This is a genomic window from Rhizobium sp. ZX09 (assembly GCF_017357485.1).
Lineage (GTDB): Bacteria > Pseudomonadota > Alphaproteobacteria > Rhizobiales > Rhizobiaceae > Agrobacterium > Agrobacterium pusense.
Genome location: NZ_CP031363.1, coordinates 2,904,784 through 2,927,979, shown reverse-complemented (window position 1 = coordinate 2,927,979; position 23,196 = coordinate 2,904,784). Strand labels below are relative to the sequence as shown.

Annotated in this window: 28 protein-coding genes and 1 tRNA gene; 16 read left to right on the top strand and 13 right to left on the bottom strand. The window is 57.5% G+C overall.

Going from position 1 to position 23,196, the window contains the following annotated elements; all coding sequences use genetic code 11:
- The first annotated feature begins 39 nt into the window (after window positions 1–39).
- Together BTN45_RS14285 and BTN45_RS14280 are read left to right on the top strand one after the other, a co-directional pair.
- Window positions 40–513 carry a truncated hemoglobin gene (locus BTN45_RS14285; RefSeq protein ID WP_207589751.1) on the top strand — a complete coding sequence of 158 codons (474 nt, stop codon included), beginning with the start codon at window positions 40–42 and terminating at the stop codon, window positions 511–513.
- A gap of 185 nt (window positions 514–698) precedes the next feature.
- Window positions 699–1,802: a TRAP transporter substrate-binding protein gene (locus BTN45_RS14280; protein ID WP_004439343.1), complete on the top strand. Its 1,104-nt coding sequence runs from the start codon at window positions 699–701 to the stop codon at window positions 1,800–1,802.
- Between the two features lie 7 nt (window positions 1,803–1,809).
- Here the strand turns inward: BTN45_RS14280 and BTN45_RS14275 are convergent, their stop codons facing one another.
- On the bottom strand, window positions 1,810–2,904 hold the full coding sequence (locus tag BTN45_RS14275) for an AraC family transcriptional regulator (RefSeq protein ID WP_207588393.1): 1,095 nt from the start codon (window positions 2,902–2,904) through the stop codon (window positions 1,810–1,812).
- A gap of 140 nt (window positions 2,905–3,044) precedes the next feature.
- Between BTN45_RS14275 and BTN45_RS14270 the strand changes: the two genes are divergently transcribed.
- Window positions 3,045–4,118: an alpha/beta hydrolase gene (locus tag BTN45_RS14270; protein WP_207588391.1), complete on the top strand. Its 1,074-nt coding sequence runs from the start codon at window positions 3,045–3,047 to the stop codon at window positions 4,116–4,118.
- An 18-nt stretch (window positions 4,119–4,136) separates the two neighbouring features.
- Here the strand turns inward: BTN45_RS14270 and BTN45_RS14265 are convergent, their stop codons facing one another.
- The 3 genes from BTN45_RS14265 to BTN45_RS14255 form a co-directional block, all read right to left on the bottom strand.
- Window positions 4,137–4,655: a GNAT family N-acetyltransferase gene (locus BTN45_RS14265; RefSeq protein ID WP_045533045.1), complete on the bottom strand. Its 519-nt coding sequence runs from the start codon at window positions 4,653–4,655 to the stop codon at window positions 4,137–4,139.
- Between the two features lie 19 nt (window positions 4,656–4,674).
- Window positions 4,675–5,253 (bottom strand): helix-turn-helix domain-containing protein, encoded by a 579-nt coding sequence (locus BTN45_RS14260; protein WP_175477663.1) that lies wholly within the window; start codon window positions 5,251–5,253, stop codon window positions 4,675–4,677.
- Window positions 5,254–5,344: 91 nt separating this feature from the next.
- A complete protein-coding gene (locus BTN45_RS14255; protein WP_045533046.1) occupies window positions 5,345–5,746 on the bottom strand; it encodes a ketosteroid isomerase-related protein in 402 nt (133 codons plus the stop codon).
- Window positions 5,747–5,818: 72 nt separating this feature from the next.
- Between BTN45_RS14255 and BTN45_RS14250 the strand changes: the two genes are divergently transcribed.
- The 3 genes from BTN45_RS14250 (at window position 5,819) to lepA (ending at window position 9,193) form a co-directional block, all read left to right on the top strand.
- Window positions 5,819–6,427 carry a GNAT family N-acetyltransferase gene (locus BTN45_RS14250; protein WP_174150593.1) on the top strand — a complete coding sequence of 203 codons (609 nt, stop codon included), beginning with the start codon at window positions 5,819–5,821 and terminating at the stop codon, window positions 6,425–6,427.
- Window positions 6,424–7,293: a carbon-nitrogen hydrolase family protein gene (locus tag BTN45_RS14245; RefSeq protein WP_173614955.1), complete on the top strand. Its 870-nt coding sequence runs from the start codon at window positions 6,424–6,426 to the stop codon at window positions 7,291–7,293. The genes BTN45_RS14250 and BTN45_RS14245 overlap by 4 nt, the downstream gene beginning before the upstream one ends.
- 61 nt (window positions 7,294–7,354) lie before the next feature.
- Entirely contained in the window at window positions 7,355–9,193 is a 1,839-nt protein-coding gene (gene lepA / locus BTN45_RS14240) for a translation elongation factor 4 (protein WP_045533051.1), read from the top strand.
- 101 nt (window positions 9,194–9,294) lie between these two features.
- Here lepA and BTN45_RS14235 read toward each other — a convergent pair whose 3' ends face one another.
- Window positions 9,295–9,849: a hypothetical protein gene (locus tag BTN45_RS14235; RefSeq protein WP_173614432.1), complete on the bottom strand. Its 555-nt coding sequence runs from the start codon at window positions 9,847–9,849 to the stop codon at window positions 9,295–9,297.
- Between the two features lie 572 nt (window positions 9,850–10,421).
- Here BTN45_RS14235 and BTN45_RS14230 point away from each other — a divergent pair.
- Window positions 10,422–10,619, top strand: a complete 198-nt coding sequence (locus tag BTN45_RS14230) for a hypothetical protein (RefSeq protein WP_173614954.1) — start codon at window positions 10,422–10,424, stop codon at window positions 10,617–10,619.
- A gap of 15 nt (window positions 10,620–10,634) precedes the next feature.
- A complete protein-coding gene (locus tag BTN45_RS14225; protein WP_207588388.1) occupies window positions 10,635–10,862 on the top strand; it encodes a DUF2188 domain-containing protein in 228 nt (75 codons plus the stop codon).
- Window positions 10,863–10,925: 63 nt separating this feature from the next.
- Here BTN45_RS14225 and BTN45_RS14220 read toward each other — a convergent pair whose 3' ends face one another.
- Window positions 10,926–11,816: an NAD(P)/FAD-dependent oxidoreductase gene (locus tag BTN45_RS14220; protein WP_173614952.1), complete on the bottom strand. Its 891-nt coding sequence runs from the start codon at window positions 11,814–11,816 to the stop codon at window positions 10,926–10,928.
- Window positions 11,817–11,968: 152 nt separating this feature from the next.
- Here BTN45_RS14220 and BTN45_RS14215 point away from each other — a divergent pair, with 152 nt between their 5' ends.
- Entirely contained in the window at window positions 11,969–12,427 is a 459-nt protein-coding gene (locus BTN45_RS14215) for an Rrf2 family transcriptional regulator (protein WP_006699744.1), read from the top strand.
- A 77-nt stretch (window positions 12,428–12,504) separates the two neighbouring features.
- Here BTN45_RS14215 and BTN45_RS14210 read toward each other — a convergent pair whose 3' ends face one another.
- Window positions 12,505–12,822 carry a hypothetical protein gene (locus tag BTN45_RS14210; protein WP_004439319.1) on the bottom strand — a complete coding sequence of 106 codons (318 nt, stop codon included), beginning with the start codon at window positions 12,820–12,822 and terminating at the stop codon, window positions 12,505–12,507.
- A 73-nt stretch (window positions 12,823–12,895) separates the two neighbouring features.
- Window positions 12,896–14,338 (bottom strand): PLP-dependent aminotransferase family protein, encoded by a 1,443-nt coding sequence (locus BTN45_RS14205; protein ID WP_207589749.1) that lies wholly within the window; start codon window positions 14,336–14,338, stop codon window positions 12,896–12,898.
- 104 nt (window positions 14,339–14,442) lie between these two features.
- On the opposite strand from BTN45_RS14205, the gene BTN45_RS14200 reads away from it, so the two are divergent.
- A complete protein-coding gene (locus tag BTN45_RS14200) occupies window positions 14,443–15,318 on the top strand; it encodes a DMT family transporter (protein ID WP_207589746.1) in 876 nt (291 codons plus the stop codon).
- Window positions 15,319–15,331: 13 nt separating this feature from the next.
- Here the strand turns inward: BTN45_RS14200 and BTN45_RS14195 are convergent, their stop codons facing one another.
- The 4 genes from BTN45_RS14195 to BTN45_RS14180 all read right to left on the bottom strand — a co-directional run bounded on the left by BTN45_RS14195 (window position 15,332) and on the right by BTN45_RS14180 (window position 18,158).
- Complete coding sequence (locus BTN45_RS14195) at window positions 15,332–16,429, bottom strand: GH25 family lysozyme (protein WP_207588386.1); 1,098 nt, start codon at window positions 16,427–16,429, stop codon at window positions 15,332–15,334.
- 174 nt (window positions 16,430–16,603) lie between these two features.
- Window positions 16,604–16,792 carry a YegP family protein gene (locus BTN45_RS14190; RefSeq protein ID WP_004439314.1) on the bottom strand — a complete coding sequence of 63 codons (189 nt, stop codon included), beginning with the start codon at window positions 16,790–16,792 and terminating at the stop codon, window positions 16,604–16,606.
- A gap of 82 nt (window positions 16,793–16,874) precedes the next feature.
- On the bottom strand, window positions 16,875–17,573 hold the full coding sequence (locus BTN45_RS14185) for a type 1 glutamine amidotransferase (protein ID WP_207588384.1): 699 nt from the start codon (window positions 17,571–17,573) through the stop codon (window positions 16,875–16,877).
- A gap of 135 nt (window positions 17,574–17,708) precedes the next feature.
- On the bottom strand, window positions 17,709–18,158 hold the full coding sequence (locus BTN45_RS14180; RefSeq protein ID WP_207588382.1) for a DoxX family protein: 450 nt from the start codon (window positions 18,156–18,158) through the stop codon (window positions 17,709–17,711).
- A gap of 134 nt (window positions 18,159–18,292) precedes the next feature.
- On the opposite strand from BTN45_RS14180, the gene BTN45_RS14175 reads away from it, so the two are divergent.
- Together BTN45_RS14175 and BTN45_RS14170 are read left to right on the top strand one after the other, a co-directional pair.
- Window positions 18,293–18,598: a SelT/SelW/SelH family protein gene (locus BTN45_RS14175; RefSeq protein ID WP_207588380.1), complete on the top strand. Its 306-nt coding sequence runs from the start codon at window positions 18,293–18,295 to the stop codon at window positions 18,596–18,598.
- A gap of 119 nt (window positions 18,599–18,717) precedes the next feature.
- A tRNA-Leu gene (locus BTN45_RS14170) sits at window positions 18,718–18,804 on the top strand.
- Window positions 18,805–19,026: 222 nt separating this feature from the next.
- Here BTN45_RS14170 and BTN45_RS14165 read toward each other — a convergent pair.
- The gene (locus BTN45_RS14165; RefSeq protein ID WP_246751692.1) at window positions 19,027–19,410 is read right to left on the bottom strand and encodes a pilus assembly protein N-terminal domain-containing protein; all 384 of its coding nucleotides are present in this window, start codon (window positions 19,408–19,410) and stop codon (window positions 19,027–19,029) included.
- A 441-nt stretch (window positions 19,411–19,851) separates the two neighbouring features.
- Here BTN45_RS14165 and BTN45_RS14160 point away from each other — a divergent pair, with 441 nt between their 5' ends.
- The 4 genes from BTN45_RS14160 to BTN45_RS14145 all read left to right on the top strand — a co-directional run bounded on the left by BTN45_RS14160 (window position 19,852) and on the right by BTN45_RS14145 (window position 23,172).
- Window positions 19,852–20,040, top strand: a complete 189-nt coding sequence (locus BTN45_RS14160; RefSeq protein ID WP_207588376.1) for a Flp family type IVb pilin — start codon at window positions 19,852–19,854, stop codon at window positions 20,038–20,040.
- A 105-nt stretch (window positions 20,041–20,145) separates the two neighbouring features.
- Window positions 20,146–20,658: a prepilin peptidase gene (locus BTN45_RS14155; RefSeq protein ID WP_006699753.1), complete on the top strand. Its 513-nt coding sequence runs from the start codon at window positions 20,146–20,148 to the stop codon at window positions 20,656–20,658.
- A gap of 127 nt (window positions 20,659–20,785) precedes the next feature.
- Window positions 20,786–21,592, top strand: a complete 807-nt coding sequence (gene cpaB, locus BTN45_RS14150) for a Flp pilus assembly protein CpaB (protein WP_006699754.1) — start codon at window positions 20,786–20,788, stop codon at window positions 21,590–21,592.
- Window positions 21,589–23,172 (top strand): type II and III secretion system protein family protein, encoded by a 1,584-nt coding sequence (locus tag BTN45_RS14145; RefSeq protein ID WP_207588374.1) that lies wholly within the window; start codon window positions 21,589–21,591, stop codon window positions 23,170–23,172. The genes cpaB and BTN45_RS14145 overlap by 4 nt, the downstream gene beginning before the upstream one ends.
- Window positions 23,173–23,196 lie beyond the last annotated feature (24 nt).

The window sequence follows — 23,196 nt, the reverse complement described above, 5'->3', positions numbered from 1 at the left end:
GCAGCGCAGCGGCGTAAATTCGTTGGGAAAGGATCGATGATGCAGAACCCAGCCTCGGCAAGAGCCGCCCACAGCGCAGAAATTCAGGACAGGGCAGAAAAAGCGATGGCGGCTATCGGTGTCGATGCCCGTTTCATCGATCTGCTGGTGGAAACATTTTACGGTCGCGTGCTGGAGCACCCCGCGCTCGGGCCCGTTTTCGATGCGCGGCTTGCAGGCCGCTGGCCGGAACATATGGCCAGGATGAAGCAGTTCTGGGCGGCCGTCGCGTTCAAGAATGGCGGCTATGGCGGCGAGCCGGTCCAAGCCCATCTTGGCGTAAAAGGCATGACCGCCGAGCTTTTCCCCCAATGGCTTGCGCTGTTTTCCGCCACACTCGATGACATTGCACCGGGCAGAGAGGCGCACGACTGGTTTATGGAAACCGCTGAACGCATCGCCAGAAGCCTGACGCTCTCGCTCTTTTACAATCCGGCGCTCGATGATCCCGCGTTGACGCGATCGTCGTCTTAACCGCAAGGCGCGGGGCCTGGGTACGGCACCTGATTGCAGAGTTGGAACTATGACTAAGCGCCGCGCAGGAGCGCGCAGGTTTCGAACATTCCCTCTTGATGGCCGCAAGGATAAATGTTTAGTAGCCGGCGGGAGGCGTACCGTGCGGTTCGCCTGTAATATGAAGCATAGCAGGGCTTATCGACATGGATCGCAGATCATTTATCCGCAAGGCTGGCGCCGTGGGCGCCGGTGTTACCGCAACGGCGCTGGCCGCTCCGGCCATCGCACAAGAAAATCCCAAGATTACCTGGCGCATGACGTCGTCCTTCACCAAGGGCCTCGACATTCTGTTCGGCGCGGGCCAGATCGTCGCCGATCACGTTAAGGAAGCTTCCGGCGGCAATTTCGTCATTCAGCATTTCGCGGGCGGAGAGATCGTGCCGGCCCTGCAGGCTGCGGACGCGGTGACGGCCGGAACCGTCGAAATGGCGCATACATGCGCCTATTATTACGTTGGCAAGGACCCGACCTTCGCGCTCGGGACCTCGGTTCCCTTCGGCCTCAATGCGCGCCAGACGAATGCCTGGTTCAACCAGGCCGGCGGCAACGAGCTGCTCAATGAGTTCCTTGCCCAGCACAATATCTACTCGATCCTGCTCGGCAACACCGGTGCCCAGATGGGCGGCTGGTTCCGCAAGGAAATCAACACCATCGACGACCTCAAGGGTCTGAAGATGCGTATTGCCGGCCTCACCGGCCAGGTGATGCAGAAGGTTGGCGTGACGCCGCAGCAGATCGCCGGCGGCGATGTCTACGCCGCGCTCGAAAAGGGCACGATCGACGCCACCGAGTTCGTCGGCCCCTATGATGACCAGAAGCTCGGCTTCTACAAGGTCGCGAAATATTACTATTACCCCGCATGGTGGGAAGGCGGCCCGGCCGTTCATGCCTTCGTCAACCTGCAGAAGTTCAACGAACTGCCGGAAAACTACAAACGCATCCTGAAAGACGCCTGCGCCGCGGGCAGCGCCAGCATGCTGGAACGCTACGATGCACGCAATCCGAAGGCGCTGAAGGAACTCGTGGCGCAGGGCGCCATCCTGCGCCCCTTCAGCCAGGAAATCCTCGATGTCTGCCACAAGGCGGCGCAGGAAACCTACGCGGAGATTTCGGCCAAGAACGAGAGCTTCAAGAAAATCTACGAGAGCCAGCAGGCCTTCAAGAAGGATGCCTATCTCTGGGCACAGATCGCCGAATACACCTATGACACCTACATGATGATCCAGCAGCGTAACGGCACGCTCTGATCGACAATCATTTCCCGACGATCTTCAGACGGTCATCCGGCATCTGCCGGGTGGCCGTTTTGTTGGGGGAGACCAGTTTCCAAACCTGCCGTTCCCGCCAGTCGACCGGGCTCATGCCGGTGACGCGGCGAAATTCCCGGTTGAAGTTGGACTTGGTCTGAAAGCCGGAAGAAAACATGATCGATGTCACCGATTGCTCCGTCTCCTCCAGCAACCGGCAGGCTTCGCGGATGCGCAGCTGGTTGACATATTGCGAGACGTTGACGCCAAGCGAACGATTGATCGCACCCGAAATCTGCCGGCTCGGCAGGCCGAGGCGTCTTGCTAGGCGCGACAGGTTGAGATTTTCGTCGCGGTAGAGCGCCTGCGACGTCATCAGGCGATCGAGGCCCACAACAATCTCGCGGTCCTGTTGTGATGGTTCCGAAGGAGGCGGCACCTCTGCCGGCGGCTCCGCGGCCGCTTGCGACGCCTTGCTTTTCCCGGCCATGGCCGCCATCAGCCCGATCAGCAGCAGGCCGAAAAGATTGGCGTTGCTGACGAGCGCCGCGACGTTCTCGCCATGTGCCCATTCGAAATCGAGAAACACCAGAAGATCGAACATCGCGGAAACGCACAGCGCCGCAGCAGCGATGATGAGCGCCTTGTGTGCCGAAGCGACGCTGGCGAATTGCGCCTCGTCCAGCCCATCAGGCCCTTTTCTTCCGAGTAATAGCAGAGCGGTGGCATGGCCAACGAAGAGGGCAATCAGGCCAAGATCGATAGCGACCGGGAATGTGAATTCCAGAAGAATGATCAGCAGAGGGGACAGGGCGAGGCTTGCCAGCATGGCCCTTCTGCTTTCCGGCCCCACCTTCATCAGGCCGCGAAAGGCAATGTACACAAGTGGTGGCAAGCAGGCGGCCAAAACCGGCAGCACGTATCGCACCAGGCTCACCCCATATCCCCAGCGCAGGCCGACGAGCACAGACTGCACGGCGCAAAGGGCGATAAGCGCCAAAAATACGCGGCTTGTCCGCACATCGTCTCCGCTTCGAAAGAAGACGATGAACATGACCACCAACAACAGCGCCACGACGAAAGGCAGGGGAATGAAAAGCACGATAACCATCCCGGAGCGAAACCTTGTCGCACTTCATGGACCAGATCGCGTTTCGGTACGACCTTTAACGCGATCAAGGACGCAAAAAATACGTGGCGGCGCAGATTGAGCACCGTTCTTCCCAAACACACGAGGTTTTCATGCGCCCTGTCACCACCATAGCGACCATGTTATTTTCCGCTTTCGTCACTCAACCGGTTTTTGCGGCGGACGCCGTCGGCATCAGCGAAACTACCGTTCATTCGCCAGCTCGCGGCAAAGACCTTGCTCTCACCGTCTGGTATCCATCTGACGGAAAGGGCACACAGGCGCCTTCCGGCGAGGACCGAATTTTTCAGGGCACGCCCGTGTTCAAGGATGGTGCGGTGAAAACGGGCCGTTTGCCGCTCGTGCTTCTGTCCCACGGCTCGGGTTCAAGAGTGTCCGGCATGGCATGGATCGCCGCGAAGCTTGCGAGCGAGGGTTTCATCGTCGCCGGCACCAACCATCCCGGCACCACCAGCGGCGATTCCACGCCCGCCGATACGCCGAAAATCTGGGAGCGAACGGACGATCTCTCAACGATCATTACTGTCATGACGGCAGAAGGCAAGTGGTCGAATGCGATCGACACGAAGAGGATCGGCGTTCTCGGCTTCTCGCTGGGCGGCAGCGCGGCGATGGAGATTGTGGGTGCGCGCGCCGATCTCGATGCCTATGCCCGCTATTGCGATTACTATTCTTCGATGATGGATTGCCAGTGGTTCGCCGGCGGCCGGGGTTACCTCAATGGCGAGCCGGTCAGCGTTCCGAAGCTGGATATCAAAACCCTCGACAAGGCCCATTTCGAGCAGCAGAACCGCGATCCCCGCATCCGTTCCGCCGTGCTGGTTGATCCCGGCCTGGCGCTGGCTTTCAAACCGGAGAGCCTGAAAGCGATCGATATTCCGCTGACCTTCATCAATCTCGGCAGCAAAGGTAAAATTCCGCCGGCCGTGCTTGCGGATAAACTCGCAGACGACGTGCCCGGCGCGACCTATCTGCGGGTGGACGACGCCAACCATTTCAGCTTCCTGCCCCTCTGCAAACCGGATGCCGATGCATTTCTCAAGTCCATCGGCGAGCATGATCCGATCTGCGAACCGGCCAGACCACGAGACCGCGCGGATATTCACGCACAATTGGAGACGATGATCCTTACAGCTTTCAACCGCACGCTGAAGCCGGGCCAGTGAGGCCGCAGTCTCAAAGGCCTAGCCGATCCGCTTATAGAACAGGGTCGTGCTGCAAAAGCGTCCATCCGGAAACAGGGCGTAATCCGGAATGACGCCGACCAGTTCCCAGCCGAGACGGGGATAAATCGCCTCGGCATCGCTGCCAGTTGCCGTATCCAGAACCAGAAGGGTACGGCCACGTTTTGCCGCTTCCTCCTCCACCCTTTGCATGAGCTTGCGGGCGACGCCAAGGCCTCGGGCGGATGGGTGCACGAGAAGTTTCATCAGATCGCCGCGATGTGGCTGGTTGGGTTTGGAGGCGAGCCCCACCTGCACGGTGCCGACTACCTTGCCATCCACTTCCGCTACCACATGAATAGTCGCACCCTGACCTGCCGCTTCAGCCACGGATCGCCAGAAGGGTTCGGCATCCTGCGGGGAAAAGGGCAACATGAAGCCGACGGAGGCGCCGCCGTTCACGCAGGCGGCGAGGACTTCGCAGAGTTCTGGCAGGGCATCGATGGTCTCTTGCCCGTTCAACATGCGGATGATGGTCATAAAAACTCCTGTGGGGAAATCAGCGCTGTCTTTGATCCAGCACAACGGCATAACGGGCAGGTTTTTCGGAAGGATTGTGGAAGACGTGCCCTTCTCCGACCGGCATGAAAAGGCAATCGCCCGGCTCCAGCCGGTGAACGTTTCCGCCGCTCGTCATTTCCAGCACGCCTTCGAAAAGCCAGACATATTGCGTCATGCCCCGGCTTGCCGCATGCGGCGGAAAACCGACGCGCGCGCCGGCTGGAAATTCGACTTCGACAATATCGACATCCGATCCCACGCGCGGCGGGGAAATGGCGCGGCGGACATAGCCTGTCTCGGGATCTTTCCAGAGCTGCTGGTCGCGCTTTCTCACCAGCGGAGAAACGGTTTCCTCATTTTCGGCGAAGAAACCGGAGAGCGACAGGCCAAATGCCGCGCAGATGCGGGCGAGCAGCGACGCGGTGGGGCTCGCCTCTCCCCTTTCAATACGGGAAATCATGGCGCGGCTGACGCCCGATTCGGATGCAAGCCTGTCCAGCGTCAGGCCGCTTTCAGCCCGCAACGTTTTGATGCGCTCGCCGATCGAGCGTTCGAGAATGTGATCTTCGTTTTCCATCATATGAGAATTTCACTCTCACATGATGGAGTCAATATCCTTCATAGTGGAATTGTCATTTTTCCGCCGGGTGCTTATCGGCAAATAGGCGTCAGGCGCCGACCTGGGCAATCCAGTCATTCAGATTATAGTAGTTCGTTACTCGACTAACCTTTCCATCTTTCAGGTCAAAAAAGGCGCCGGCCGGCAGCACATATGTCTGACCGTTCGCCTCGGGCAACCCCTCGTCAGTCTTGAGATATTCGCCATTGACAATGAATTCGGCGGACGCGCGCTTTCCATCCTCGCTCGCCATGATCACCATATCGGTAAGGTTTTCCTTATAGCAGCGGTTCATATGATCCATGAAGGACGCAAAGGCGGCCTTGCCGGTCTGGCGCTCGCCCTGATTAATGTCATGCACCACCTCATCGTGAAGCAGCGCCAGGAAGGCATGCATATCCTGACGGTTGAAGGCATCGTAATAGGCGCGGATGGTCTCGGCAGCGGTCATCGTCTTCTCCGTTCATGCTTGCGCGGGTGTTCCATGACGGTATAACCAGTGCAACCGAGAGTGAAAATGCCCATGACCGTCGAAATCAAGTCTCTTTCCGGCATTGACGCCACACCTTATTTCGATGACCTCGCGCGCCTGCGGATCGAGGTGTTTCGCGCCTTTCCGTATCTCTATGACGGCTCGCTGGAGTATGAGCGCAAATATCTTGCGACCTATGCCGATACGGACGGGGCGGTCTTCGTGCTGGCGCTCGATGACGGCAGAGTGGTCGGCATGTCCACCGGCATGCCGATGGCCGCCGAAACCGACGAGGTGAAAACGCCATTCGTGGAAGCGGGCTACGATCCGGACCGGATATTCTACTTCGGTGAAAGCGTGCTGCTTCCCGGCTATCGCGGCCACGGCGTCGGCGTGCGCTTCTTCGAGGAGCGGGAGGCACATGCAAAGCGGCTCGGCTTTAACCAGTGCACCTTCTGCGCTGTCGAGCGGCCTGCCGACCATCCCCGCTGGCCGATGGATTACGTGCCGCTCAATGCCTTCTGGGAAAAGCGCGGTTATCGCCACCACCCCGAGCTGCATACAAGCTTCATCTGGCAGGACCTCGACGAAAGCACCGAGAGCCCCAAACCCCTGTCATTCTGGATGAAGACCATCCTTGCCGGAGATGGAGACACATGACACGCCTCGCCGCCAGCCAATATGCCATCGAGCTGATCAAGACATGGGAGGCCTATACCGCCCATCTGTCCGCCGTTGTCCGCGAGGCCAAGAGCGAGGGCGCAGAACTGCTGCTGCTGCCGGAATATTCGGCTATGACGCTGACCGGTCAGTTGCCACCCGACATCCGTTCTGATCTGCACCGTTCCATCGAAGAGATACAGCCGATGATCCCCTCCTGGGTAGAGCTATGCGAGGAGCTGGCGCGGCAACATCAAATTCTGTTCCAGCCCGGCAGCGCGCCTGTGAAGGACCCGGACGGCAAATTCCGCAATCGCGCGTGGCTTTTCGGTCCGGATGGCCTGATCGGTTATCAGGACAAGCAGATCATGACCCGCTTCGAACGGGAGCAATGGAACATCCATGCCGGCGTCGAGGGCCTTAAAGCGTTTAATACGCAGATCGGCAGGCTGGGCATTCTCATCTGTTACGACAACGAGTTCCCGATGCTTGGCCGCAGGCTGGCGGAACTCGGCGTCGAACTGGTCCTCGCGCCCAGTTGCACCGATACCCTCGCGGGTGCCTATCGGGTCCGCATCGGCGCGCAGGCGCGGGCGCTGGAAAACCAGTATGCCGTCCTGTCATCGCCCACCGCCGGGGAAGCGCCATGGTCCCCGGCCGTCGATGAAAATCGTGGTCGCGCTGCCCTTTACGTGCCGTCGGACTACGGCATGCCAGCATCCGGCATCGTCGCGGAAAGCGAAAGTGATGCGGTGACGCAAAGCAGCCTTTTGATCGCCGATATCGATCTTGCCGCAGTGGCAAGGCTGCGCACCGAAGGACAGGTGGCCACCCGCCGTGACTGGCCGGAGCAATTTGCGATCTGAAAAGCCGATTTTAAAAGGCTTTTAACCAAATTCCCGCTTTGCGGCATGACAAGCCCCTGCTATAGCGCGGAACATGAGCACAAATTCGACCCGCACGCCCCTGGACCATATCCGCAACTTTTCGATCGTTGCCCACATCGATCACGGCAAATCGACGCTGGCCGACCGGTTGATCCAGTCGACAGGCGGCCTCGCCGAACGCGATATGTCGGAACAGGTCCTCGATTCGATGGATATCGAGCGCGAGCGCGGCATCACGATCAAGGCTCAGACCGTGCGCCTGCATTACAAGGCGAATAACGGCGAGACCTATGTGCTTAATCTTATCGACACGCCCGGCCACGTCGACTTTGCCTATGAAGTCTCCCGCTCGCTTTCGGCCTGCGAAGGTTCGCTGCTGGTGGTCGACGCTTCGCAGGGCGTGGAAGCCCAGACGCTCGCCAATGTCTATCAGGCAATCGACAATAATCACGAACTGGTCACGGTGCTCAACAAGATCGACCTGCCGGCGGCCGAACCCGACCGCATCAAGGAACAAATCGAGGAAGTCATTGGCATCGACGCTTCCGACGCCGTGATGATTTCCGCCAAGACAGGTCTTGGCATTCCCGATGTTCTGGAAGCCATCGTCCATCGCCTGCCGCCGCCGAAGAGCGATGTCGGCGAAAACGGGCCGCTGAAAGCGCTGCTTGTTGACAGCTGGTACGACACCTATCTCGGCGTCATGGTTCTGGTGCGCGTCATTGACGGCGTGCTGAGCAAGGGCCAGCAGATCCGCATGATGGGCTCGGGCGCGAAATACGGCATCGAGCGCGTCGGTGTCTTGACCCCGAAGATGGTCAATGTCGATAGCCTCGGCCCCGGCGAGATCGGCTTCATCACCGCCTCGATCAAGGAGGTGGCCGATACACGCGTTGGCGATACCATCACCGACGAAAAGCGCCCGACGGCGCAGGCCCTGCCCGGCTTCAAGCCCGCGCAGCCCGTGGTGTTCTGCGGCCTCTTCCCGGTCGATGCGGCCGACTTTGAAGATTTGCGCGCGGCGGTGGGCAAGCTTCGCCTTAACGACGCCTCCTTCTCCTTCGAAATGGAATCGTCTGCCGCTCTCGGCTTCGGTTTCCGCTGCGGCTTCCTGGGCCTGCTCCATCTCGAAATCATTCAGGAACGCCTCGAGCGCGAATTCAATCTCGATCTCGTCGCGACAGCGCCTTCGGTCGTTTATGAAATGACGCTGACGGATGGCACGGAAAAGGAACTTCACAACCCGGCCGACATGCCCGACGTGGTGAAGATCAAGGAAATCCGCGAACCGTGGATCAAGGCGACGATCATGACGCCGGACGAATATCTCGGTGGCATCCTGAAACTCTGTCAGGACCGGCGTGGACTGCAAACCGAGCTGACTTATGTCGGCAACCGCGCGATGATTACCTACGAGCTGCCGCTCAACGAAGTGGTGTTCGATTTCTACGACCGTCTGAAATCGATCTCCAAGGGTTATGCCTCGTTCGACTACAACATCATCGACTATCGCGAAGGCGATCTCGTCAAGATGTCGATCCTCGTCAATGGCGATCCCGTCGATGCGCTTTCCATGCTGGTCCACCGCTCGGCGGCCGACCGGCGCGGGCGCGGCATGTGCGAAAAGCTGAAGGAACTCATTCCGCCGCACATGTTCCAGATCCCGATCCAGGCCGCCATCGGCGGCAAGGTCATCGCCCGCGAAACCGTGCGCGCGTTGCGCAAGGATGTAACGGCGAAGTGCTACGGCGGCGACGCCACACGCAAGCGCAAACTTCTGGACAAGCAGAAGGAAGGCAAAAAGCGCATGCGCCAGTTCGGCAAGGTGGAAATTCCGCAGGAAGCCTTTATCGCCGCTCTGAAGATGAACGACGAGTGATGCATCTGTAATGCTGCAAGGGCGTGGCGCGACAGCAGGCAGCGCGCTACGCTTGTTTAACCTGCGCCTACTAGAAGTAACCTGAAAATCCGCCGCTAACACTAATCAACAATTGCCATAGCACGTATCACGTTCGCTATCCTTGACGCCTCTGATTGAGTTAGATCGTGAGGTATCCCCTGCACATAAACCGTCAAATCAGCGCGAACTGGTATCGGCAAAATCAACGTGGCAACCGGCGGCGGTGTTTGAGTGTTTAGTGTCGGTGAAGAAGCAAGCGGCGTAGTATTTTCTTTTTGCGCTCTATTGGCTGGTCGTGAATTCTCACGTGCTTTTTTGCCGTTGCCTGTGCTTGGCCTAAATGCCATCGGATTTTCAACATAACTAAGAAAATCATCGATAGCAGACCTCACCCTACTCTTATAGGTGGCCAAGCTGTCGCCGGTATATTTCATTCCATTTAGGTTCTGAAAACGACGCATCACATCGTCCAGATCGATCATGGACACATCTTTCGCCTCCTCGTTGTCCAGAATCCCCAGAACATTGTTAACGGCCGCCTTTCTTGAGGAGGCTGTTGTCTTGTTCATGAGTCCCTTGCGAGCGAGATAGTCGAGAAAACCAAGCAACGCGTCTTTAGATTTTTGACCAGTCATCTTCCGACTCCTATTTATCTTATTATTACAGAGCGACTCAAACGCGTCAACGGCTCTAGTGACCCGCCATCCATTGGGACGAAATCTGACTCAGACAACAAGGATGACTACAGAAATCCACAAACAGACAGACATAAACATCGTAACGCATTGTATAATATCAGTTTTTTATGAAAAATTCACGTCTATCAGCATATTAAAGATTGACATAGACAAGTTGATCTCGTGATTTTTTTGTCTGAATTTTTAAAAATCACGCATTTATCGCCGTGAATGGATTGACTCCACAGAAGTACCGATCAAGTATTGTTGCAAAGGAGAATCACATGGAAAGAATTGCACTAGCTGACCGCAGCAACGAGCACCGTCGCGATTGGCAATAACAAAAAGGGCCACAAAGCAGGAAAGGCTGGCACCCGACCTGAAATGTGACCCATGGTGTCAGCGGACAAGCCCAAATCCGTTGGACGGAGTGACTGGAATTGCCGATATCTGAAGCACTTAACACTTCAAGAATCGCATTTTCCGGTCTCCGTTTCAAGAGGGCATTCCGTCGTAGTCAGGAGAATATAATGACCAACGACAATATGCCGAGCTACACGCTCACTTTTGATGATGCCATCCAGATTTGGCTTCGCCACTGGAAGGGTGAATTCCAGAACCGGATTGCAGCGAGCTTCGACGTCAATCCGGGCCGCGTTAACGATGTCCTTAAAGAGCGGAAACATGTCGGCAGCCGTGAAGCCGCGCTTTCCCGGCGCGCCGCGTGACGAGAGGTTCTCAACATGACGAATAAACGTAATCAGCATGTTGTTCCTCATCCCGATGGCTGGGCCGTAAAAGGCGCCGGCGCAGAACGGGCAACGAGGGTGGTGGAAACCCAACGTGAAGCAATCGATATTGCCCGCGGAATCGTACAAAATCAGGCAACGGAAATGCTGGTTCACGGAGAGAACGGTCGCATCCGCGAGCGTAACTCTTATGGCAATGATCCGTTTCCGCCCAAGGGCTGACTGATCTTTTTACTGGTGCTGGTGGCCTCCCAAGGCCACCAGTTTTATAAATTCCTTTTATTCTCATATCTCCGGAAACAGGATCGACCGATGCGCCGCCGCACCGGCCATTGCGCCGTCACCAACCGAAAGGGCCACAGAGCCGGCAGCCCTTGCCACATCGCCGCAGGCAAATATGCCGGCAATGGTGGTCTGTTTCATCGGATCGGTAACGACGGTCGATCCCATTGGTCCTTCCTCGATGGCGCAGCCGAGTTTTTTTACCCAGTCTGAGGCGATACGTAATTTCGGCTGGGTGAAAAGGCCCGCCAGCGCAATATTACGCCCATCCACCAGAGCGATATCCGCATGTCCGGCGATTTCCCGGATATGCGTATTTTCCACATGGACCCCGCGAGCAGACAGAAGCGCATCCTGATCAGCATCCGGCTCGAAGACGCCATTGGTAAAGAAGGTCGTCTCCCCCCAGTCCAGGAGCATCAGGGCATGATGTATGGCCAGAGGTGAAGCCGCGATAACTCCGATCTTTCCCTGATCCAGTTCGTAGCCATGGCAATAAGGGCAGTGGAAAACAGAGGACCCCCAGCGGTCCTTTAGCCCGACTATATCCGGAAGTTCGTCGGTGACGCCCATGGCGAGAATGAGACGGGCGCCGCTTTCACGGCGACCGCCATCGATTTCAACCTCAAAGTCACCAAAAGTCCCTTCCGCATCCGTTACCCTGCCACGCGCCCACTCGATCGTCGGGTAGCGCTCGATCTGGCTGCGCGCCTCGCTCACGATTTCGCCGGGCGCCTTGCCGTCCTGCCCAAGAAAACCATGAGAGTGGCTGGCAAAGCGATTTCGTCTTTCGCCTGCGTCCACCACCAGAACCCGCTTCCTTGCGCGGCCCAGCTGCAGGGCGGAGGATAACCCGGCGTAACTGCCGCCAATTATGATCACGTCGAATTTCATGATGCACCCATGGTTTGAGACCGCCCGTAACCGCGGTCCATGTCATGCTACTTATATTGTTACATGAAAGATCGAGTCAATGGTCATGCAACTTATATTGTTACGTCAGCCGGAGGGTGGTAAGCGTGAATGCAAACAGGCGGGCTTCAACAATGAGACACGACACACGACTTTCCCGGGTGCTGCATATTTTGATCCATATGGAAAAACATGAGGGCGCGGCGACTTCGGAAAGTATCGCAGCCATGTTGCAGACCAACCCCGTGGTGGTGCGCAGGACGATGGCGGGCCTGCGCGAGCAGGGATATGTCTCTTCCGAAAAAGGACATGGCGGAGGATGGGTTCTGGCGCGCCCACTCAATGAGATTACATTACTCGATATCTACAGAGCGCTTGGCGCACCCGAACTGTTCTCTATCGGGCTGGCAGGTGACAATCCGGATTGTGTTATTGAACAGGCAGTCAATGCTGCACTTTTCGAGGCCATGACCGAGGCGGAGAGCATTTTGTTATCCCGCTTCGGAAATATTACGCTTTCGGCGCTGGCGGCAGAATCGATCACCCGCTGGTCAAAAGTCTCCAATCATCCTTCCGCCATGGACCAGCTCTGAGCGAGTGAACCAGCGATTGCTCAAACGAAAAAACCGCCTGCTCGGAAGCAGGCGGCTTCATCATGTCCAGTCAGCCATTAAGGCTGGGTCTGGGTTCCACCCGTGTTCGGACTTGCCGGGGCGGCGTTATTTGCCGGCGGCGTTGCCGGGGTAGTCGGTGCCATCGGTGCCGGCGCCTGGTCCGTCGCAGCGGGTGGCGTAGTTGACGACGTCGTGGCCGGATCGGTGGTCGGGCCGCTCATCTGCGACCAGGCGAAGACGCCCACCAATACGACGACGATGATTGCCAGCCACGGCACCCAGGACGACGAGGTGCGGGCACGCGGTTCGTTGTTGATATTCAGTTCCGGACGAAGATCGCGGTCCGGACGCGGGTTGTTGGGATCGAATGTCATGGTGTTTCCTCCTCTTCATTCTGCCGAGAAAACGACGTTCCCGCGATTTTGTTCCGATCAGTCGCCCCTGCGGTCAGGACGAAGGTGAAACGGGCGGCTGACGAAGAGCGTCTGCAAGCACGGTCATGACGTGTGGACCACCCATTTGCGACACGTTGAAACGCATGAAACCGGACGCGCTCTGCGAGGAACTGAACACATTCCCCGGTGCGAGCACCAACTGCTGCGCGAGCGCGCGGCGCGCCACATCGGCAGCATCCACGCCTTCCGGCAGGCGGCACCATAAAAACATGCCCGCCTGCGGTTCGATCCACGGTACGCATCCAAGTGAGACGAGGCGCGCCGCCGCCTCCGGCATCGCCGCCGCAAGCCGCAGACGAAGCGCCTCGACATGTTTGCGATAACTGCCATCCGTCAGAAGCGACAGGACCAGCGCGGCTGAGAAATGCGCTCCGCCAAAAGCGGTGGCGATCTTGAGGTCGGTCAACGCTTCCACCCACGCCAGGGGCGCTGCTATGAAACCGCAGCGCACGGAAGCCGACAGTGTTTTTGAAAAACTACCGATCTGGACAACGCGGTTCAGGCCGTCGAACGCAGCCAGACGCGGGGCGGCCTGAGTTTCGAAATCGGCGAAAATATCATCCTCAATGATGGTCAGTCCCGACTGTTCGGCCAACATCAACAAACGGTGGGCATGAACGGCGGAGAGCCGCGCGCCAGTGGGATTATGGATCGCGGAATTGGTGATATAGAGCCGCGGCCGGTGCTCTTTCAGCGCCTGCTCGAAAATCGGCAGGTCCGGCCCTGTCGGTGTATAGGGTACGCCGATGGCCCTGACGCGGTGCGCGCGCAAAAGGGCGTGGAAATTGAAATAACATGGATCGTCGACGATTACCGTATCTCCAGGCTGCAGCAAAAAGCGGCACAGGAGATCGATTGCCTGGGTACCGGAATCGGTCAACATGATCTGGCTGGCCCCGGCCTGAACCCCGTGATCGGCCAGCCTGCGCGACAGGAGCTGCCGCAGCGGCAGAAGCCCCATCGGGCTCGCATAATCCGTCAGCAGGGCGGCATCCGCGCGCGCAAGCCCCCTGATCGCCCGCCGCATTGCCTCTTCCGGCATCCAGGACGCGGGAAGCCAGCCGCAACCGGGCTTGGCAAGGACGGACCCTTCGTCCAGCGCCTGACGGGATACCCATAGCGGGTCCACCGCCCTGTCCAGCCGGGGCTCGATATCGGCGAGAGACAGGGGCGCAAGCGGACCGGCTACAAAAAATCCGGAGCCCGGCCGCGAGCTTATTGTGCCATCGGCCACCAGCCGGTCATAGGCTTCGACAACAGTGGAGGTGGAAACCTGCATGGCTTTCGCCAGCCCGCGCACCGAAGGCAGGCGCGCGCCTGGAACGAGGCTGCGCGCAGCAATGCGCTGGCGAATGCTCGCCATGACCTTTTCTATGCGCGTACCGGGTTCGATCTGCGCGAGGTTTGAAAGCCGCCCGTCCACAACTCTCTCCATCCGTACTGGAACACCAACCATAACAGTTTCTTTAAATTGTACATGACTGTCGCTGTTGCCGCCAGCAATTCCGGAGGAAGAAGGACAAAATGCAGGAGATGACGATGGACAAGGCGACAAGCGGCTGGCTGAACGGTATGACGGGCGTGGTGATATTTAGCGGCTCGCTGCCTGCCACACGCATTGCGGTGACGGGTTTCGATCCCGTGTTCCTCACTGTGGCCCGCGCCAGCATTGCGGGTCTATTGGCGGTGGCGCTGCTGCTTGTTTTCAGGCAAAAGCGCCCGGCGCGCCATGATCTGATATCGCTCTTCATCGTCTCGCTTGGCGTTGTCGTGGGCTTTCCGCTGTTGACGGCGCTTGCCCTCCGACACGTTACCTCGGCGCATTCCATTGTTTTTGTCGGGCTGTTGCCGCTGGCCACCGCAATTTTTGCTGTTCTGCGCGGAGGCGAGCGCCCGCGCCCGGCTTTCTGGCTGTTTTCCTGCGCGGGCAGCACCCTGGTGGCGGGCTTTTCGATGTGGAATTCATTTTCGACCGGGCTTGAGGCCTCGCTTGCCGGTGATCTCCTGATGCTCGGCGCAATCATCGTCTGCGGACTCGGTTATGCAGAGGGCGCCGCCCTTTCCCGCAAGCTGGGGGGCTGGCAGGTCATTTCCTGGGCGCTGGTTCTCTCCCTGCCGGTGATGCTGCCGCTCGCGTTTTTCACAGGGCCGCAAACGCTTGCCGGCATCGATCCCCAGGCTTGGGGCGGCCTTGCCTATGTTTCCCTGTTCAGCATGCTGATCGGCTTCATCTTCTGGTATCGCGGCCTGGCGCAGGGCGGCATTGCGGCAGTCGGACAATTGCAGCTGCTGCAGCCGTTCTTCGGCCTCGCGCTTGCCGCAACCCTGCTGCACGAAGAGGTAAGCCCTGCCATGATTGCCATTACGCTGGTTGTGGTGATCTGCGTCGCGGGCGCCAGAAAATTCGCGCGCTGACACGGGCGATCCTTCAGCTGGAACGGCGATCCACCCAGCGGTGCCACGCATCTTCGCTGCCGTTGAAGACATTGAGATCGATGCGGCCATCGACGCCATGTGACAGGCCCGAGCCGGAATATTGCCAGAACAGCCATTTGCGACCGGGATAGACCACCGATGGGTGCTGGGCGACGGCGCGCAGCCAGAAAGGATAGTCCTGGAACTCGCCGGTCAGGTTATCCTTGTAAAAATCCGGCGCGGTATAAATGATAGGCCGCTGCCCGTAATGGCGCTCGAGCTTGTTCATGAAGACGCGCATCTTTTCCAGAACGCGCTCACGGGAATGGCGCATCTTGCAGCTCGACTCGCCGTTATATTCCACATCGATCACCGGAGGCAGCGCGTCGGGATCGCGTGGCACGTTGCGAATAAACCAGTCTGCCTGCTCGCTGGCCGAACGGCACCAGTAGAAGAAGTGATAGGCGCCACGGCGAATGCCCGCGGCCTTTGCACCCTGCCAGTTGGTGCGGAACATCGGATCAAGGTGATCGCCGCCATCCGTGGCCTTGATGAAGGCGAAATTGGCCCCGCGGGTGCGCAGCAACGGCCAATCGATATTGGCCTGCCAGCGCGACACATCCACGCCGTGCACCTGGAAATGCCGCGGCTGAACCCGGCCGAAATTGATCGGTTTCGCATCGCTGAAGCTGGAACGGAAAATGCGGGAGCGGATCTGCGCACCGGCGCTCGCCGCCGGAGCCGCCGCCATGGCCAATTGGACCGGACGCTCCATCGGCCGTTCGGCCGGCCGTATCATCCCGGCCTGCGGCGGGACCGGCAAACGGATTTCAGGCGCATCCTGCGGCAGCGACGCCCTCGGCGTGACGGCGGAAAAAGCCTTGGGCTCTTCCGGCACCGGCCCACCCCAAGCCAGTACTTCCTGCCGGGGTTGAGCCGTTATCGGCTGTGAGCCGACGCTTGCCTGCGGCACCGGCGCTGATGGCGTGACAGAACTCGTGGTTTCCTTCGACGGCAAGCCGGCAACCAGGCCTTCCGGACCGGAACTGGACGTGCAGCCGCCAAGCAGAAGGCAACCGAAAAGAAGTGCTGGCACAGCCGAAGAACGCATGAGAACCCGTACGCAAAACAAATCGGGGACGCACTGGCGCCACCCGGAGACCTCGAAATACAAATGCTAACGGAAGATTATCAAAAAAGACTGAATCTTATCTTTACGCCGGCACCCACCAAAGCGCCCTTCATTTCTGGCAGGTAAATTGCATTCCGGTTCTCACTGTACGGCTCAGGCCGTCATGGTGCTGAGATCAACGGTGTCGGCGCCGGGGGAATTTCTCTTGATCGACTCAATCGCGTGAATGGCCGAGGCCTTGGCCTTATAGCCTTCAGAGACAAACATCGTCTCGCCGTTCGAAGCCTTGAAGCGAAAGCGAAACTCTCCGGCTTTGTCTTGATAGATCTCGAATTTGTACATCGGCTTTACGGCTCCTTCGCGCTGAAAAACGAACTCTACGCAATTCTGGTCTGGCACCATGATATTCGCAACAGAAAATCCGTCAGATGAGCCGCACCCAGGCACGGGCAATCTCCAGACCCGCTGCATCCGCCATCCCCGCGCGGAGATCGCGATGATCGGGATATTGTGCCAGCCAGCCGGGCGCCATTTTTTCGATGGAAGCGGGAAAGGCCTCGCACCAGCCGTCAACGACTGCGGCGGAGGCCTCAAAATGGAACTGTGTGCCATAGACCGCCCGTCCGAGGCGAAAGGCCTGATTCCGCGTCACGGCATTGGTCGCAAGCCGGGTGGCACCGGGTGGTAGTGTAAATGTATCGCAGTGCCATTGAAAAATCGGAAAAGCTCTATCCAGCCCGGCCAAAAGCGGATCGGATATGCCCTCTTCCGTGAGGGACACCTTTTGCCAGCCGAATTCCGGTGGACCGGATAGAATATTTTCGCCACCATAAGCGCGGGCCAGCAGCTGGCTGCCGAGGCAAACACCCATGACGGCCCTGCCCGCATCGCCAAAGGTTTTCATTAAACGCGCAAGCTCTGGAAGATAGGGATAGAGGGCATCGTCGAGTGCGTTCTGCTCCCCGCCCAGAACGATAAGGGCATCATGACCGCCCGCATTTTTCGGAAGCGGTTCCCCCGCATAGGCGCGAATGACGTGTACCTCCGCATTTGCCTCCGCCAATGCCACGCCGAGTTGTCCATGCGGCGTGCCCGCCATGTTTTCGATAATTGCGACGCGCATGCGACCTCTTGATGATAACAGATGATTCAGCCGGCGGGTTTCGCCGATTGAACCCAAGCTTCACCATGATGAAAAGGGATTTTCAAGAGGTACGGCAGCAGTGGCGTGGCACAGCATGGGCCCCGCCACTGGATATTAGAATTCCCGCGAGAGCTTCGCGTCGACCGAATGCCGGTTGCCGCCCCGAATCGCGAAGAACAGGAAAATCGCCGCCCAGAGAATCGATTTTTCCGCACCGCCCAGACCTTCCGCCTTCACCACACCATGGAACCAGACCGTTACCAGAAGGACGATCATGGCGGCGAAGGATGCCGGCCGCGTGAAAAGGCCGATGGCAACGAAAATACCGCCGAAGAATTCCGTTGCCGCCAGCAGCGGCGACCAGAAGACGCCCGGGTAAAAACCGAGGCTCTCCACCATGCCGACCGCCCTGAAGGGATTGAGAATCTTGCCAAAACCATGGGTAACCAGCAGAAGTCCCGCCGTGACACGCAAAATGGTCTCCACCACATCGTGTGTCCCTTTATAAAGCGGTGCAACGGCGGGAACGAACAGACGCTGACGATTATTGTCGAACTGGGCCATAGGATCTCTCTGCTTGAGCCTTCGATTGACTTATCTGTTCGCAAAGCCCCGTGATAAGAACAAGCATATGCCGGGTAAAAACATGAGCGTTAAAGTTAACATTATCGTGACTCGGCCGCGAAGGAGACGTGATGATGACCGACACCAAACCGCGCATAACGATACGCTACTGCACCCAGTGCAACTGGCTGCTGCGGGCTGGATGGATGGCGCAGGAAATCCTGCAGACCTTCGCCTCGGACATCGGCGAAGTGAGCCTTGTCCCCTCAACCGGCGGCGTGTTCGAGATCGGGGTGGACGGTACCATTATATGGGAACGCAAACGTGACGGCGGTTTTCCCGGCCCAAAAGAGCTCAAACGGAGAATCCGCGACATCATCGACCCGGAACGAGACCTCGGTCACGTCGACAGGACGAAGCACGAAGGCCTCGACACCTGACCCGGCGACGGGTTTCAACAGCACCAGACAAGTTTTTTCCCTTTAAAATCAATGACCGTCATAAAAGTTCAAAAAGCCTGTTGACACCGGGCGGCTGCCCTCGTACATCGCTCTCCGTCGCCCAGATGGCGGAATTGGTAGACGCGCCAGCTTCAGGTGCTGGTACTCGCAAGGGTGTGGAGGTTCGAGTCCTCTTCTGGGCACCATTCCATTTTTGATCTTAGCCAGATCAAATACTTAGACGAAAAAACAGCAACATTTGGTCCTCCTGCAGAACGCAGGGGTACATGTTGCGGTTTTTCGTTTTGCTGATGTCCAGCGCCAATCTTACCCTTAGGAAAAGATGCAGATGACGAGCCGAGGCTCACGCCTTCACGTCATCGAATGCGGCGGCTCGATCGTTCGGATTTGAGGCGGACCAAGCCCTGTTAAGGCTGGGCGTCTTTGTCGCCACTGTTTTGCGAATGCTGCTCACAATTGGGCGTACAGGAAAGAACGGTTCGCTCCGTCTGGCGGAAAACACGGACCGTATTGCCTTCATCAATGGAGACGAGAATCCGCTCATCGACGATTGGATTCCCTTCAGCGTCGAGAAGTACGAGATTTGTCGTGCCGAAACTGCGACCGGTCAGCACGATCGTGGTGGCGTCGGCAACCGTGGCATCGGCAACTTTCGAATTGCCGACGATAACCTTGCTGACAGGACGGTCGAGACGGAGGACGCGGGCGTGATTCATCGAGACGCGCAATATGTCTTCCTGGGCAAAACCGGGCTGGAACGCCGCTCCCAGAATGACGGACAAGCCGACCACAATTTTCGTCAGTTTTCCGGATGACACGCTTTTTGCCCTTGCTCACTAACCAGCAGTTTACCGCGTCAAAGAATGCGTGGTTTTAGTGAATGAAGCGTTAAGTGACGAAAATGCACGATTAAAGCGATAACCATGCGCATCTCAAGTCATTCCCCACTGCCGCAAACCCGCACCAAAAATGAACATATATGTCTCATCTATAGCGCGCTCTTCTCAAAACAGGAAACAGCTTGCAGCGGAATATATTCGTTTTCCAGCAAATATAAAAATACAGGCAATACTTTTTATATTTGTTTACCAAGAGAAACTCAACAGGACGTTTACTTTGGATTAATCCTTTTTTTTAAGTGCTTGGAAATTGCTCGGCGGTAGTTTGAACGCAACCGAACAACGGAGAACAGTTGTCGGCGTGCTGAACCAAACAAGAGTTAGGAGATACTCATGACCAAGATTTTCGCTCGTTTCCTCAAGGACGAATCCGGCGCCACGGCAATTGAATACGGCCTGATCGCCGCGCTTATTTCCGTTGCAATCATCGGCGGCGCTTCGGCCGTTGGTACGCGGCTCAATGCTTTCTTCACCGCTCTTTCTCAGAGAATCAACGCCAATGCGCCTGCCCCAACAAACTAAGCGTTACTGAATCAGAAGTGGACACGCCGCCCTTGAGGCGGCGTGTCTTTTTATGAATACCTTCGATAGAGTAGCTGCCGTGAAAAGCAGCACGAGGAGATGGTCGTGGTAGTCGCTGCAATTTTCCTGATATTGCCTTTTTGCCTCGCTTTTGCTGCTCTGAATGATCTCTTCAGCATGACGATACCGAACAGGATAACACTTTTCCTGCTATCGTCTTTTGTGGTCATAGCCCCTTTTTCCGGAATGGACTGGCATACTTTTGCCATGAGCCTCGCGGCCGCCGCTATTGTATTTTTTGCCTGTTTTGCGCTTTTCGCCGCCAATGTCATGGGTGGAGGAGATGCCAAGCTTCTGACGGCCGCTGCCGTGTGGTACGGCTTCAACATCTCCCTCATGGAATTTCTGCTCGCAGTGACCTTCATCGGCGGTGTGTTGACACTTGGCATCCTGCTTTTGCGATCCCGCTCACAGGAAATAATGGCGATAGGCATTCCTATCCCAGATTCACTGATGGTGGCAAAGAAAATCCCCTATGGGATCGGTATCGCCATTGCCGGACTTCTGACATACGGTGAAGCGCCGCTGGTAAAGGCCGCCATCGCCGGTCTTCTTTGAATGAATTACTTCAAGGACCGAAATTAAAGGCTCGTTAACCACAAACCCAAGTATAATATTAACCATAATTATACCAATGACGCGCCATCCTGACGGGAGAAGAATCTGATTCCCTCAAGGATCGAGCATGAAACCGTCGCGTATCGTCATTCTCTCCGTTGCCCTGGTTGCAGCCGGCCTTGCCGGTCTTGTCGCCATGCAGATTTCCGGTGCAAAACAGGTTATCGAAAAGGCGGAAACGATCATCCAGAAAGAGCCGACGGTCAACGTTCTCGTTTCCTCGGTCAATTTACCCGTCGGCAGCCGTCTGAATGACAGCTCGGTGCGCTGGACGCCCTGGCCGCAGGGCAATGTCGTCGACAGCTTCATAACCGAAGCCAAAAACCCCAACGCAATCACCGAACTCACCGGCGCCGTCGTGCGGTTGCCCCTGTTCGAGGGGGAACCGGTGCGGCCGGAAAAAGTCGTCGATTCCAGTACCCGCATCATGTCATCGCTTCTGCCGGCAGGAAAACGCGCCGTCGCCACGGAAATTTCCGTTTCAACCGGCGCGGGCGGCTTCGTACTGCCCAATGACCGTGTCGACGTCATCATGGTTCGCAAGGGTGAGAACGGAAACTTCCTGACCGAGAATGTTTTGAACAATGTCCGGGTTCTCGCGATCGACCAGCAGATCAAGGAAGGCGAAGACGGGATTTCCGCCGTCGTGGGCGCAACGGCCACACTGGAACTGACGCCTGAGCAGGCGAAGATCATAACGGTGGCGCAGCAGATGGCGGATCGCCTCACTCTCGCCCTGCGCTCGATCGCCGATGCACAGGAAAACGACACGCTTTCGGCGGGCTATCTTCTCAACGGTGGCTCCGGCCAACCGGAAATTCAGGTGATCAAATCCGGTTCAATCGTCAAGGGCAATCAGGGAGCATCACAATGACCAGGGGGTTCATGGCAAAGCGCGTTAAAAAACACCTGCGTTCATCGATGCTGGGCGGACTTGCATTCTGCGTGGCTTTTTCAGGCATTCCAGGCCCGCATTCGCCCGAATTTCTGCGTCTCGGCGAGGCCGCGGCACAAAGCGCCAGCATCGTGCGCATCACCGAGAGTGGCTCGGGCGTTCGCAAACGCCTGAAACTCGGCCTCAACAAGGCTTTGGTCATCGACCTGCCCGAGGACGCCCATGATATTCTCGTTGCTGACCCCAGCCTTGCCGATGCCGTGACCCGCACGTCGAGACGAATCTATCTCTTCGGAAAAACGGTGGGGCAGACCAATATTTTCATTTTCGGCGATAGTGGCCGTGAAATCGTCAGCCTCGATCTCGAGGTGGAGCGCGATATTGTCGGGCTGGAGACCAATATTCGCCGCTTTATTCCCGACTCCGACATCAAGGTCGAAATTGTTTCAGACAATATCGTTTTGACGGGAACGGTTCGTACACCGCAGGACTCGGCACGGGCAGTACAGCTTGCCGAAGCCTTTCTGAAGGGTGGTGAAGCCACCACCCGTAACATATCGCTGACAGGTGGCGACAATGGCGGAGACGCCGCAATTTTTGCCGAAAACCGCCAGGTATCGCAAATCGTCAATATGCTGACGATCGAAGGCGAAGATCAGGTAACGCTGAAGGTTACCGTCGCCGAGGTCAGCCGGCAGGTGCTGAAACAGCTGGGTTTCAATGGCTCCATCAGCAGTTCGACAAGCAATAACGGCTTCGAATTCGCAAATCCGTCCAATCTTGGAAATGCAATCAGCGGCGCCTCGCGGATCGCCAGCGGCGCGATCGGTTCCGGTTCGCTCAACTTTGCCACCTATCTCAATGCCATGGAGCAGGCCGGCGTCGTACGCACGCTGGCCGAACCCAGCCTCACCGCCATTTCCGGCGAGCAGGCAAAGTTCTATGTCGGGGGCGATTTCCGTCTGCCTGCGGAACAGGAAGTCACCATCGACAAGGATACGGGCCAGCAGACCATAACGCGCACGACCGACACGGTCGACTACGGCATAACCTTGAATTTCCGGCCGGTCGTGCTTTCGCCAGGACGGATCAGCCTCAAGATCGAGACCAATGTTTCCGAGCCTACCTATGAAGGTAACGTGGTAACCGGAAATGCAGGCCGGAACATCCCAGGTTCGACTTATATGTCGATCCGCAAGCGCGAGACCTCGACAACCGTCGAACTCCCATCGGGCGGCTCGATCGTCATCGCCGGCTTGGTCCAGGATAATATCCGCCAGGCCATGTCGGGGCTTCCGGGCATTTCAAAGGTTCCGATCTTCGGCACGCTTTTCCGCAGCAAGGACTTCCTTCGCAACGAAACGGAACTTGTCATCATTGCAACGCCCTATCTGGTGCGCCCGGTCGCGCGCAACCAGATCGCCCGGCCGGATGACAACTTCAATCCGGAAAACGATGCAGCCATGTATTTCATGAACCGTGTCAACAAGGTCTATGGCCGCAAGGATCAGGTTCAGGCAGCTCCCTATCAGGGATCAGTGGGGTTCATCTACAAATGACGACACGCGCACGAAACCCCCTCT

Bases quoted from the DNA above. Each gene is read 5' to 3' on its own strand.
- BTN45_RS14220 (WP_173614952.1), bottom strand. From the start codon at position 11,816: ATGAAATTCGACGTGATCATAATTGGCGGCAGTTACGCCGGGTTATCC.
- BTN45_RS14160 (WP_207588376.1), top strand. From the start codon at position 19,852: ATGACCAAGATTTTCGCTCGTTTCCTCAAGGACGAATCCGGCGCCACG.
- BTN45_RS14180 (WP_207588382.1), bottom strand. From the start codon at position 18,158: ATGGCCCAGTTCGACAATAATCGTCAGCGTCTGTTCGTTCCCGCCGTT.
- BTN45_RS14230 (WP_173614954.1), top strand. From the start codon at position 10,422: ATGACCAACGACAATATGCCGAGCTACACGCTCACTTTTGATGATGCC.
- BTN45_RS14250 (WP_174150593.1), top strand. From the start codon at position 5,819: ATGACCGTCGAAATCAAGTCTCTTTCCGGCATTGACGCCACACCTTAT.
- BTN45_RS14205 (WP_207589749.1), bottom strand. From the start codon at position 14,338: ATGGAGAGAGTTGTGGACGGGCGGCTTTCAAACCTCGCGCAGATCGAA.
- cpaB (WP_006699754.1), top strand. From the start codon at position 20,786: ATGAAACCGTCGCGTATCGTCATTCTCTCCGTTGCCCTGGTTGCAGCC.
- BTN45_RS14210 (WP_004439319.1), bottom strand. From the start codon at position 12,822: ATGACATTCGATCCCAACAACCCGCGTCCGGACCGCGATCTTCGTCCG.
- BTN45_RS14255 (WP_045533046.1), bottom strand. From the start codon at position 5,746: ATGACCGCTGCCGAGACCATCCGCGCCTATTACGATGCCTTCAACCGT.
- BTN45_RS14190 (WP_004439314.1), bottom strand. From the start codon at position 16,792: ATGTACAAATTCGAGATCTATCAAGACAAAGCCGGAGAGTTTCGCTTT.
- BTN45_RS14280 (WP_004439343.1), top strand. From the start codon at position 699: ATGGATCGCAGATCATTTATCCGCAAGGCTGGCGCCGTGGGCGCCGGT.
- BTN45_RS14235 (WP_173614432.1), bottom strand. From the start codon at position 9,849: ATGACTGGTCAAAAATCTAAAGACGCGTTGCTTGGTTTTCTCGACTAT.
- BTN45_RS14265 (WP_045533045.1), bottom strand. From the start codon at position 4,655: ATGACCATCATCCGCATGTTGAACGGGCAAGAGACCATCGATGCCCTG.
- BTN45_RS14195 (WP_207588386.1), bottom strand. From the start codon at position 16,429: ATGCGTTCTTCGGCTGTGCCAGCACTTCTTTTCGGTTGCCTTCTGCTT.
- BTN45_RS14245 (WP_173614955.1), top strand. From the start codon at position 6,424: ATGACACGCCTCGCCGCCAGCCAATATGCCATCGAGCTGATCAAGACA.
- BTN45_RS14175 (WP_207588380.1), top strand. From the start codon at position 18,293: ATGACCGACACCAAACCGCGCATAACGATACGCTACTGCACCCAGTGC.
- BTN45_RS14145 (WP_207588374.1), top strand. From the start codon at position 21,589: ATGACCAGGGGGTTCATGGCAAAGCGCGTTAAAAAACACCTGCGTTCA.
- BTN45_RS14185 (WP_207588384.1), bottom strand. From the start codon at position 17,573: ATGCGCGTCGCAATTATCGAAAACATGGCGGGCACGCCGCATGGACAA.
- BTN45_RS14285 (WP_207589751.1), top strand. From the start codon at position 40: ATGCAGAACCCAGCCTCGGCAAGAGCCGCCCACAGCGCAGAAATTCAG.
- BTN45_RS14225 (WP_207588388.1), top strand. From the start codon at position 10,635: ATGACGAATAAACGTAATCAGCATGTTGTTCCTCATCCCGATGGCTGG.
- BTN45_RS14270 (WP_207588391.1), top strand. From the start codon at position 3,045: ATGCGCCCTGTCACCACCATAGCGACCATGTTATTTTCCGCTTTCGTC.
- BTN45_RS14200 (WP_207589746.1), top strand. From the start codon at position 14,443: ATGGACAAGGCGACAAGCGGCTGGCTGAACGGTATGACGGGCGTGGTG.
- BTN45_RS14215 (WP_006699744.1), top strand. From the start codon at position 11,969: ATGAGACACGACACACGACTTTCCCGGGTGCTGCATATTTTGATCCAT.
- BTN45_RS14260 (WP_175477663.1), bottom strand. From the start codon at position 5,253: ATGGAAAACGAAGATCACATTCTCGAACGCTCGATCGGCGAGCGCATC.